Here is a 10,722-nt window from a genome sequence, read left to right as displayed (position 1 = left end):
ATCCATCCGCCGCGCCCCAGTTGTCGACACCGATGGGGTCTTGAGGCGTTCCGACGTCAGGCCCCCACCACATGCAGGTGACCCGGAACCGCCTCCCGCCTGGACGCCGTCGCCGGTCGCGTGTCCATTCCCTCGCCCTTGGCGAGCAAAGACGCTTTCCGTCAGTCAGGAATCGATCAGCCCAATGGCCGGTTGGGGGTTCGCATTGTGAGCACGATCCGGCGAGACATGTTGCGTTGAGGCGCGACCCCGCCGCCACGGCGGTAGTCGCGCTCACTGCATGAGCCCGCCGACATGCCGTCGGCAGGCCCGGCGCGACCTCATGCAGCGGTCAGCGCCCTTGCACGCCCTGGGCGATGCGGTCGCCGATCTCCTTGTCGATGTTGCGCCAGTACTCGAAGGCGCGCTCCAGGATCGGCTGCGACACACCGGCGCTGAGGTGGCCGACGACGTTGTTGACCAGCCGGTCGCGCTGCGCGTTGTCCATGACCTCACGCACCAGGGTGCCGGCCTGGACGAAGTCGTCGTCCTCGGCGTGCGGCACGTAGGCGGCGTGCAGCATCTCGCCGCTGGTGTGCCAGGTCTCCATCCTCGGGTAGGCCTCGCCGTCGGCCGCGGGACCGCCATAGGAGTTCGGCGCGTACACCGGGTCCTTGACGTTCTGGACCCGCATCACGCCGTCCTTCGAGTAGCTGTGGACGGGCACCTCTGGCGAGTTGACCGGGATCTGCTTGTAGTTGACCCCGAGCCGGGCCCGATGCGCGTCCGCGTAGGAGAAGATCCGGGCGAGCAGCATCTTGTCCGGGCTCGGGCCGATGCCCGGCACTAGGTTGTTCGGCTCGTAGGCTGCCTGCTCGATCTCGGTGTGGAAGTCGGTCGGGTTGCGGTCCAGCGTGAGCCGCCCAACCTCGTGCAGCGGGTAGTCGCCCTTCGGCCAGACCTTGGTCAGGTCGAAGGGGTTGAAACGGTAGGTGTCGGCGTCCTTGAACGGCATGATCTGCATGTACAGCGTCCAGCTCGGGTAGTCGCCCCGCTCGATTGCGTGGAACAGGTCGCGCCGGTGGTAGTCGGCATCCTCGCCGGCGAGACGGACGGCGTCCTCCTGGGTGAGGAAGTCGATACCCTGGTCGGTCTTGAAGTGGTACTTGACCCAGAACTTCTCGCCCTCGGCGTTGACCCACATGTAGGTGTGGCTGGAGTAGCCGTTCATGTGACGCCAGGTCTTGGGGATGCCGCGGTCGCCCATCAGCCAAGTCACTTGGTGGGCGGACTCGGGCGAGAGGGTCCAGAAGTCCCACTGCATGTCGTGGTCGCGCAGCCCGTTGTCTGCGCGACGCTTCTGAGAACGGATAAAGTGCTGGAACTTCATGGGGTCGCGCACGAAAAAGACCGGGGTGTTGTTCCCGACCATGTCGTAGTTGCCTTCGCTGGTGTAGAACTTCAGCGAGAAACCACGCGGGTCGCGCCAAGTGTCCGGGCTCCCGCGCTCACCGGCGACCGTGGAGAAGCGGATCATCGTGTCGGTCTTGGTCCCCGGCTGGAACACAGCAGCCTTGGTGTACTGGCTAACGTCGGCCGTGACCTCGAAGTGACCGAAGGCGCCCGAGCCCTTCGCGTGGGGCTGACGCTCCGGGATGCGCTCCCGGTTGAAGTTGGCCATCTGCTCGATGAGGTAGTGATCGTGAAGCAGGATCGGGCCGTTCGGCCCCACAGTAAGCGAGTGCTCGTCGCTCGGCACCGGAATCCCAGCGTCGGTGGTGGTGGGTTTGCGGTCATCGTTCGCCAAGATCATGTCTCCCTTGTGTCGGATGGGGAAGGCTGGGTCTCCCGCTCGTAATCAGGTTGCCAAGCAGCCGGCTTGGTGTGCTTGCGCTCTCCCGCCCCGGCAAAGGCGGGGCGGGAGCATCAGACAAGGGCTTAAGCATTGAAGGCTATTGCGGCCTAGGGGCCAGTCTCCCTTGAACCCTGTCAAGGCCGGGTCGTGCAATGCATCGCGAGGTCTGAGGGCACTCGGCCCGCAGCAGTGGGAGTGGGGTGTACTCAACCGTGTCCACCGCAACGACCGCCTGGCGCAGCCCACAGCCAGACGATTCGACGCACTGGGCCGAGGTGCGCAACAGAGAATGCTATCGGCCCCGAAATCCACTCGCGGGACGACCTCAAACCATTATCGACACGGGTACTCACATACACTCGCCCAGGAGTTTCGGTGCTTGCCTCTGCGCGGCCGGCAACTTGCCACGCGTGGCACGGCAAACCAGCATCGGACCGCTTAGAGTCTGGGACGTTCGCGCAACTCACTTCCGCCCCTGCCAGACGGTGCCGCGTCGCCGCCCGATAAGGTCGTATCGCCGCCAGAGGCCGCGGGGACCTCTTCGACCTCCTCCGGGGTCAGCTGGTCTACATCCATCCAGGGCGGCGGTCCTTGCGGCCGCCACTCCATGACGTGCTCGATAATGGAGGGCTGTGCGCTGGAGAACGAACCGGTGGTGGCATCCGGCAGTGTCGGCGCGTTGAACGCCAGCACCAGGGCGGTGACAGCCGCGAGCGCACTCAGGGTGATTCGCGGATCGCGTTCAGAGGCTTCGACTACTCGCATGTCATGCACCTGATTCTTGTCTCGACGGGCCTTCATGATAAACCTTGGGCGTTCGAAGGTCGATAGACATCAGTCGTCCCGAACCTCTACTTCGGCACCCGAATCAGGCGGCCCTCACGGCTGGCCAGGGGGCCGAGGTTTTCGCCGATGCACGGGGGCGGGGCCTCGCCACACGGCCGGATCAGGCCAAAGCGGGTGAGTCGGTTCTCCCATAAGCCCAGCGCTCATAAGCCCAGGGCTTGCATGCCGGCGACTGTTCCGTTGAGCGACACCGCAATCGGCGCAAGTGCAATCACGGTGCGCCCTGTATGCTGGAGGAACACACGCACGTGGCGGCCAACACAAGGGGAGCTCGGCGGGATGCCGCGGGACGCCAAAGGGCTACTGAGTCTTCCCCTCGATACATTCCTCGGCACTGGTCAAGGCGAGTTCCGTCGCCTCCCCGACGCGCTCGATCCAGTGGAACTCGAGCTGTTCCCGGGCCTTCTCCGGGATCTCCTCCCAGTCCTTGCGGTTGCGAGCCGGCAACAGCACGGTGCGGATGCCGGCGCGTTGGGCGGCGAGGACCTTTTCCTTGATTCCGCCCACCGGGAGCACGAGCCCCCGCAGGGTGATCTCTCCGGTCATCGCCACATCCTCACGCACGCAGCGCCCGGTGAGCAGGGAGACCAAGGCTGTGTAGATGACCGTCCCAGCGCTCGGCCCATCCTTGGGGATGGCACCGGCAGGCACATGCACGTGAATGTCGGACTTGGAGATATCCTCGGCGGCGAGACCCAGGCTGGAGGCCCGCGCCTTGACCAGGCTGAGTGCGGCCTGCGCGCTCTCTTTCATCACCTCTCCAAGCTGTCCGGTGAGGATCAAATTCCCCTTCCCCGGCGAGCGGCTCGCCTCGACGAACAGGATATCCCCGCCCGTGGGGGTCCAGGCCAAACCTGTCCCGACACCGGGGACACTGGTCCGCATGGCAACCTCATTTTCGTACTGTGGCGGGCCCAGGGGCTCTCGCAGATCGTTCGCATCCACATCCGCGGACTGGATTTTGCCCTCGGCGATGCGGACCGCCACATGGCGCACCACAGCACCAATCAGACGCTCCAGGGTCCGCACGCCGGCCTCGCGCGTGTAATCCGAAACAATCTGGTGCAATGCGGAGTCGGTAATGCGGAACTGCTCTTCACTGAGCCCCGCCGCCTCGCGCTGTCGCCTCAGCAGGTAGCGCCTGGCGATTTCCACCTTCTCGTCTTCGGTATACCCGGGCAGCTCGATCACTTCCATACGATCGCGCAACGGGCCTGGGACCTGGTCCAGCACGTTGGCTGTGCCGATGAACATCACGCGGCTTAAATCGAATGGCACGCCCAGGTAGTTGTCCCGGAATGTGTTGTTCTGCTCGGGATCGAGCACCTCCAGCAGTGCCGCGGACGGATCCCCCTGGATTCCGGCGCCGAGCTTGTCCAGCTCATCGAGCATAAAAACGGGGTTGCGCGTACCCGCCTTGCGCATGCCCTGGATGATGTTGCCTGGCAGCGCCCCGATGTAGGTGCGGCGATGGCCACGGATCTCGGCCTCATCGTGGACGCCACCGAGGCTCGCGCGGGCGAACTCCCGGTTCATGGATCGGGCGATGCTCTTGCCCAGGGACGTCTTGCCGACACCCGGGGGGCCGACGAAGCACAGTATTGGGCTTTTCCCCTCGGGATTGAGCTTGTGTACGGCGAGGTGCTCAAGGATGCGCCGCTTGATCCGGTCAAGGCCGTAGTGGTCTGCATCCAGGATTTCGCGCGCCTGGGCAATGTCGATATGCTCCTCGCTCAGCGTTGACCAGGGCAGCTCCAGCAGCCAGTCCATATAGGTGCGGGTCATGGAGTACTCGGCGGCGCCTTCCGGCATACGCTCCAGGCGCTTGAGTTCCTTGCGGGCCTGCTCTTCCACCTCCTCGGGCATGCCGGCGTTGCTGATGCGCTCTTCGAGCTCGCGGATCTCCTCGCCCTTGCCATCGCCCTCGCCCAGCTCTTGCTGGATGGAACGCAGCTGTTCCCGCAGCACTGCCTCGCGCTGGCGTTCGCTCATGGTCTCTTGGGTGCGCTGGCTGATCTTCTGCGAGAGCTTCAGCACTTCCACTCGGTAATCGAGGAAACGCTGGACTTTGTCCATGCGCGCCTTGACGTCGATGATCTCCAGGACCTCCTGCTTCTCGGAGGGTTTCAGGTCCAGGTACCCGGCGATGGTGTCCGCCATCAGCCCTGGCTGATCAATCCCCCGAATGGCGCGGGTCAGCTCTTCCGGTGTTTGCGGCAGCAGATTGAGCGCCTCCAAAGCACGCTCGCGCAGCGTCAATAGCCGCGCCTCCACCTCTTGATCCCGCTCTTCGCGCTCGTAAATCGGCTCGACGCGCGCCACCATGAAGGGGTAGTCAGGGAGGAACTCAAGCACCCGGAAACGCTGGTGGCCATGACAAATGAGGTTATGGTGACCGTCGTCGCCGGAGACATAGCGCAGAACAGTGGCCATGCTGCCGACGCGGTACATATCCGCCGGGCCGGGATCTGTTTCCTCGGGTTCCTTTTGCAACAAAAGCCCCACCGAACGACCCTGTTTCACCGCCTCCTGGGCAGCGGCGAGGGACTTCGGCCGCCCCACTGTGATCGGCAGCACCAGCTCGGGAAAGAGCACGGTGTTGCGCACGGGGATGATGACCAATGCATCCTCGGGGAACTCTCGGCCAGTTGCCTCTCCCCGTCGCTCCCGCTGATGGTTCTCGCTCACGACACCACCCCTTTATCCAGCAAACCGCAAACCAAGAAATAGACAGCCGTCACGCCACTCGCGCTCCTGCAGCGCGTACGTCCCCGGCGGCAGTGACACACGGCGCTGGAAACGCCCATACGGGATCTCCAGCCGGTGGACCGAGCCGTTCCGGGCCGCTGCGGGCAGCTGGCGCTCGGCACGCACCACCAAATCACCATCGTCGACACGCACGTCGATGCTCTCCCCGTCGGCACCCGGCATGGCCACGACCAGCCAGAGGCCGTCTCTCACTTCGTACACATCGACTGGCGGTTCCCAGCTCGTCGCCTGTGCGCGGTGTCCGGGGCGAAAGAACTGCCGTTGCAGGCGTTCCGCGCGCTCCAGCATCTCGCAGGCCTGGGCCCACATCAGTCGTTCCAGATCACGTGACGGCATGACGTTCTCCAGGGTGAATCGATCCACGGACACATCCAGCATAGTTACCCACTAGATGGGTGCTAGTTGACGGTCTTCCAAGTGGCACGACATGACGCCGCGCGCACGCGCTTCGCGGGCGAAGCGCAGTGGCGTATGATGCGCGGCATCGCCCAGGGCCGGCGGCGCATTCGCCACCCCGCCAACACCATTCGAGATGACCGCGACGCCGATGGTTCGCCTGATAACGCTCTTTTGCCTTGCCGCGCTTTCTCCGCTGGTTGCCGCGGACGCCCGCTGCGATGCACCAGCCCTTGACCCGCCGGTTGCGGACTACAAGGCCAAGGTGACGGCGCTGCACGAGCAACTGGGCATTCCCGAGGATTACAGCGAACGCACCGGTCTGTCCCTTCAGCCGACCAATGAGCGGCTCGTGGTCGCCGGCGTGGACAGGCGCATGGGTGTCTTTCTTATGAGCGCCGAGGCCGCCAAGGCCTGGTTAGAGATGCAGGCGGCCGCGCGTGTAGAAGGCGTCGAGCTGTTTCCGGTCTCCACCTACCGGGGTGTGTTCGAGCAGGCCGAGATCGTGCGGCAGCGCCTCAACGATAACCAAACCATCGAGGAGGTGCTCAAAACCAGCGCCGCACCTGGCTATAGTGAACACCACACCGGCGACGCCATCGACTTGGCCACCCCCAACGGACCCGGCCTCACGCAAGAATTCGCGACGACCGAGGCCTATGCGTGGTTGACGGCAAATGCCGGGGACTACTGCTTCACGCTCTCCTATCCCGAGGACAACGACCACGGGCTCGCCTTCGAGCCGTGGCACTGGCGCTTTGAGCGCTCCATGTAGCGCGCGCAAGCGCCGCACGGCAGCGAGCATGCGGCCAACACCACGTGTTCTTGCCCTGTATCAAGATCCCGCCCAGCGACACCGTGTAGACTCCGGGGCTCTGTCGCTTGATACCGGACGCGTCTATGGGCACTGCGCTGTTCTCCGTGGGGTTTCGGCCGTTCTTTCTGGGCGCCGCCTGGCTGTCCGTGGCCTGGATGGGGGTATGGGTCGCGCTGATCCTGCGCGGCACCGCGACGACGGACCCGGTGCCACCCATCCTGTGGCACGGCCACGAGATGCTCTTTGGCTTTGCCCTGGCAGTGATCGCCGGCTTTGTCCTCACGGCGGTACAGAACTGGACACAACGCCAATCCGTCAATCAGCGCGAGCTCGTTGCACTGGTGATGCTCTGGCTCGCGGCAAGGCTCGGGTTCTTGTTCCCAGCGATAATCCCGTTCTGGTTCACCAGTATGGTCGATGTGGCCTTCATTCCGCTGCTGGGCTGGTTTATCGCACGCACGTTGCTGGCGGCTGAGAATCACCGCAATTATGCCTTCATTCCGCTCATGGCGGCGTTTGCTGTTCTGAATCTAGTCATTCATCTGGAGATCCATGGCTTGGTCTCCGGGATGGCCATGCCGGCGCTGGATCTCAGCATTCTGCTGGTCACGGTGCTGCTGGTGTTCATGGGCGGGCGCGTAATCCCGTTTTTCACCGACCGCTGGCTCACGGGCCCCAGCCCGCGTCAATGGCCTGTGCTGAACTGGTGCTCCACGCTGGCGACAGTGCTGGTGCTCCCGCTCTACCTGATTGCAGGGCGCCACCCGATGCTGATACCCCTGCTCTTCGCCGCGAGCCTGTTCACCCTCGCCCGCTGGCTGGCCTGGAGACCCTGGCGGACCTGGCGCACGCCGCTGCTGTGGATTCTGCACCTGGGTTATCTGTGGATCCCGGTGGGTTTGGCCCTGCTCGCCCTTCATCTTATGGGCGCGGGCGTCTCCTGGTCGGCAGGCATCCATGCCCTGATGGTGGGCGGGATGGGGTCACTGTGCCTGGGGATGATGGCGCGCGTGGCCCTGGGACACACCGGCCGACCGCTAGTGGCGCCCACACTGGTCACCGCGGGGTTTGTGCTCATTACGCTCGCGGCAGCGGCCCGCCTCGGCATGGCGTTCACGGAGACGATGCCGTGGCTGCTGGCAGCGTCGGCGGTGGGGTGGGCAATGGCCTATCTGTGCTATGCAGTGCACTACACGCCGATTCTGCTGCGCCAGCGGGCGTAAGCGACGCCGGGCCGCTGCATCAGCGACTATCCGGCCGCGTCAACAGAAAGATGGACACGCACACCAGGGCAATCACCTGGAGGGTCAGCGCGGCAGGAGGGAGTTGCATCCAGATCGCAATCAGCAGGCTGGCGATGACCGAGGCGATGCCGATCCACTTGACCTTGCGCGGGATGGCTCGCTGGGTCTGCCAGCTGCGGATTGCCGGGCCAAAGCGCGGATGGTTCAGCAGCCACAGCCGCCAGCGCTCCGAGCCCCGGGCAAAGGCCCAGGCTGCCACCAACAGGAATGGCGTGGTGGGTAGCAGCGGCACCACCGTGCCGAGCGCGCCAATGGCCACGGCGGTCATCCCCAGAGCACGCCACAACCAGCGCGAGATCACGGCAACGCGGCCTTGGCAAACCGCCGGCTGATCGGCTGTGTGCAATTCATCTGCTCTATGTTACCGGGATTCGATAAGCCCCGGACAGGGCGGGTTACACCGTCCGCGAGTACCGGACCTGGGCGGCGTGCTGATGCAGGTAGCGGTCAAACACCATGGCGATATTGCGCAGCAAAAGCCGGCCGGTCGGCAGTACGCGAATCCCCGCCGAGTGCCGCTGGAGCAGCCCGTCCGCCTCCAGTGGGGCCAGTGCCTTCAATTCAGGCTCGAAGTACTCGGAGAAGTGGATACCGAACAGGCGCTCGATTTCGCGTGCATCCACCCAGGTACGGCACATGAGCCGTTCGATGACAGCACGCCGCAACCGATCATCAAAGCCAAGCTCGCAGCCCCGGACCACGGGTATTTGCCCCGAATCGAGCAGCGCATAGTAGCTGCGCAGGTGACTGGCATTCTGGCTGTAATGGGCACCGATGTTGCCGATCGCCGTCGCGCCCACCGCCACGAGATCGCACTCGGCGTGGGTGGAATATCCCTGAAAATTACGCTGCAAGGTATTGTTATCCATTGCCTGCGCCAGATCGCTCCCCGGCAGCGCGAAATGATCCAGCCCGATGGCGACATAGCCGGCGTCGGTCAATCGTCCAACCGTATGTTCGAGGATGGCGAGCTTGCCCTGCGGCGACGGCAAGGTCTCCCGGGCAATGAGGCGCTGTGCCTTCACCCGCTCCGGCAAATGGGCGTAGTTGTAAACGGATAGCCGATCCGGACGGATGCTCAGGACCTCATCCAGGGTGGCATCAAAGGTGGCCACGGATTGATGGGGCAGCCCGTAAATGAGATCGAGACTCAGGGAGGCCATGCCGGCGGCGCGGCCCTGTTCGATCACCCCTTGCACCAGTTCGGCCGGCTGCACCCGATTCACCGCCGCCTGCACGGCGGGGTCAAAATCCTGCACGCCGAGGCTCATGCGGTTAAAGCCCAGGCCACCGAGGACCTGCATGGTGCCCGGGCCCACGGCTCGGGGGTCAATCTCGATAGAGAACTCCCGTTCCCGCGGTGGTGCCAGCGAGAAATGGCGGCTGATGGCCTGCATCAGGCGCCACAACTGGCGATCGTCCATGAACGTCGGGGTGCCTCCGCCGAGGTGTAGCTGCCGCAGCGGCCGATCCCGATCAAAGAGCGCCGCCTGCAGCGCCAGCTCCCGCTCGAGGTAATGGAGATAGATCTCCGCCTTCTCACGATGGCGGGTAATGATTTTGTTACAGGCGCAGTAGTAGCACAGGCTGTGACAGAATGGGATGTGGACATACAGTGACAGCGGCCGGGGCACCGGATCATCGTTACTGCGCCGTGCCGCCGCCGCATACGCCTCGGCATCAACCCCGGCATGAAAGTGCGGCGCCGTCGGGTACGAGGTATACCGTGGCCCGGGGACGTCGTACTTCTCGTACAGCGGTCGATCGAATACTGCGGGCGCGTGCGCCTTGTGATTGCCTTTGGGATCCATGCCCGACACATTAGCGAAATCGCCCCGCCGGATATTGATCCAGGTCAACCCGAGGCACGGGCACCCTTGCCGACGCCCTCGAATGCCCGGACGCTGAAATGCGCCTCGGGGTCCTGGCGCTTCATGACCCCGTGGAGGTGCGAGGCAATGTGCTCGACGGTGCTTTGCGTCTCCAGCAGCTCGCAGGCTGCCGCCGGCAGCTCGAGGCTGAACGCCCCTTCCCGGCCTGTGTAGGCGAATCGGTGATACGGCGTGCCGTCGCGCTCCCGCGTTTCCACGATATGGGCACGCGTGCCGAGGTAGATGTTGCGCCAGCGATCGGCCCAGTAGCTCTCCCACTCAGGGCAGCGATGGCCGTTACGATGGATTTCCAGCCGTGAGCGGTGACCATGGGCGATCCGCTGGCACGCACCACCATGGGCCTGCAGCCCGTGGCTATAGGCATACCAGGCGCCGTCAATGCGCTCCTGGCGCAGCCGCAACCCCAGATCGGTGACGTTTGCCGGAAGGAGCGGCGTGAGAATCTGCAACAGCAGCTCCCGAACGGCGGCGGCATCGGCACGCTCGCCGGGAAGGCTGGCCACGGCCGCGGGCGGGCCACTCATGCGGAGCTCACCCCGCTCGCTGGTATAGGCCACCACCACGCTCTGCGCCGACTCCTGGACGTCGGCGGCACCCGCGGGCACCAGCAAGCGATGATCCACACTGCCGTCCACGGCCGCCTTCAGCTCCCGTTTGACGTCGCCGAAGTCGACGACCATGCCCTGGGCATCCAGCGCGCCGCTGAGTTCCACATCGACGATCCAGCTCTCGCCCACAAGGCCCTCGACCGGATCCAGGCGGGAGGAATCGATGACTGTCAACTGCTCGACGAAAAGACAGGCCATGGGGTACTCGCGGCATCCCGACTGCGTGGCAAGGATGCGCAGTCTACAGTAGGCGGAC

At 64.5% G+C, this 10,722-nt stretch carries 9 protein-coding genes; 2 read left to right on the top strand and 7 right to left on the bottom strand.

Going from position 1 to position 10,722, the window contains the following annotated elements:
* Positions 1 to 331 precede the first annotated feature (331 nt).
* From QZT63_RS11260 to QZT63_RS11245, 4 genes are all read right to left on the bottom strand, one after another.
* Positions 332 to 1,792 carry a catalase gene (locus tag QZT63_RS11260; protein ID WP_290651240.1) on the bottom strand — a complete coding sequence of 487 codons (1,461 nt, stop codon included), beginning with the start codon at positions 1,790 to 1,792 and terminating at the stop codon, positions 332 to 334.
* Positions 1,793 to 2,272: 480 nt separating this feature from the next.
* Complete coding sequence (locus tag QZT63_RS11255; RefSeq protein WP_290651238.1) at positions 2,273 to 2,599, bottom strand: hypothetical protein; 327 nt, start codon at positions 2,597 to 2,599, stop codon at positions 2,273 to 2,275.
* Between the two features lie 381 nt (positions 2,600 to 2,980).
* Positions 2,981 to 5,368 carry an endopeptidase La gene (lon, locus tag QZT63_RS11250; RefSeq protein ID WP_290651236.1) on the bottom strand — a complete coding sequence of 796 codons (2,388 nt, stop codon included), beginning with the start codon at positions 5,366 to 5,368 and terminating at the stop codon, positions 2,981 to 2,983.
* A gap of 12 nt (positions 5,369 to 5,380) precedes the next feature.
* Positions 5,381 to 5,812, bottom strand: coding sequence for an Hsp20/alpha crystallin family protein (locus QZT63_RS11245; protein WP_290651234.1), 432 nt, complete (start codon positions 5,810 to 5,812; stop codon positions 5,381 to 5,383).
* 169 nt (positions 5,813 to 5,981) lie between these two features.
* Here QZT63_RS11245 and QZT63_RS11240 point away from each other — a divergent pair, with 169 nt between their 5' ends.
* Positions 5,982 to 6,620, top strand: a complete 639-nt coding sequence (locus tag QZT63_RS11240; protein WP_290651232.1) for a M15 family metallopeptidase — start codon at positions 5,982 to 5,984, stop codon at positions 6,618 to 6,620.
* A gap of 125 nt (positions 6,621 to 6,745) precedes the next feature.
* Positions 6,746 to 7,885 (top strand): NnrS family protein, encoded by a 1,140-nt coding sequence (locus tag QZT63_RS11235; protein ID WP_290651230.1) that lies wholly within the window; start codon positions 6,746 to 6,748, stop codon positions 7,883 to 7,885.
* A gap of 19 nt (positions 7,886 to 7,904) precedes the next feature.
* On the opposite strand, the gene QZT63_RS11230 is transcribed toward QZT63_RS11235, so the two are convergent.
* The 3 genes from QZT63_RS11230 to QZT63_RS11220 are packed head-to-tail and all read right to left on the bottom strand — an operon-like array spanning position 7,905 to position 10,664.
* Positions 7,905 to 8,312, bottom strand: a complete 408-nt coding sequence (locus QZT63_RS11230; RefSeq protein ID WP_290651229.1) for a YbaN family protein — start codon at positions 8,310 to 8,312, stop codon at positions 7,905 to 7,907.
* 49 nt (positions 8,313 to 8,361) lie between these two features.
* Positions 8,362 to 9,777 carry an oxygen-independent coproporphyrinogen III oxidase gene (gene hemN / locus QZT63_RS11225; RefSeq protein WP_290651228.1) on the bottom strand — a complete coding sequence of 472 codons (1,416 nt, stop codon included), beginning with the start codon at positions 9,775 to 9,777 and terminating at the stop codon, positions 8,362 to 8,364.
* A gap of 44 nt (positions 9,778 to 9,821) precedes the next feature.
* Positions 9,822 to 10,664 (bottom strand): 6-carboxytetrahydropterin synthase, encoded by an 843-nt coding sequence (locus QZT63_RS11220; protein WP_290651226.1) that lies wholly within the window; start codon positions 10,662 to 10,664, stop codon positions 9,822 to 9,824.
* Positions 10,665 to 10,722 lie beyond the last annotated feature (58 nt).

Source organism: Aquisalimonas sp., from assembly GCF_007120195.1.
Taxonomy (GTDB): domain Bacteria; phylum Pseudomonadota; class Gammaproteobacteria; order Nitrococcales; family Aquisalimonadaceae; genus Aquisalimonas.
This window is presented reverse-complemented; position numbering and strand designations above follow the sequence as displayed.

Coding starts and splice junctions, on each gene's coding strand:
- QZT63_RS11260 (WP_290651240.1), bottom strand. CDS start 1,792: ATGATCTTGGCGAACGATGACCGCAAACCCACCACCACCGACGCTGGG.
- QZT63_RS11255 (WP_290651238.1), bottom strand. CDS start 2,599: ATGCGAGTAGTCGAAGCCTCTGAACGCGATCCGCGAATCACCCTGAGT.
- QZT63_RS11240 (WP_290651232.1), top strand. CDS start 5,982: ATGACCGCGACGCCGATGGTTCGCCTGATAACGCTCTTTTGCCTTGCC.
- QZT63_RS11235 (WP_290651230.1), top strand. CDS start 6,746: ATGGGCACTGCGCTGTTCTCCGTGGGGTTTCGGCCGTTCTTTCTGGGC.
- hemN (WP_290651228.1), bottom strand. CDS start 9,777: ATGGATCCCAAAGGCAATCACAAGGCGCACGCGCCCGCAGTATTCGAT.
- QZT63_RS11220 (WP_290651226.1), bottom strand. CDS start 10,664: ATGGCCTGTCTTTTCGTCGAGCAGTTGACAGTCATCGATTCCTCCCGC.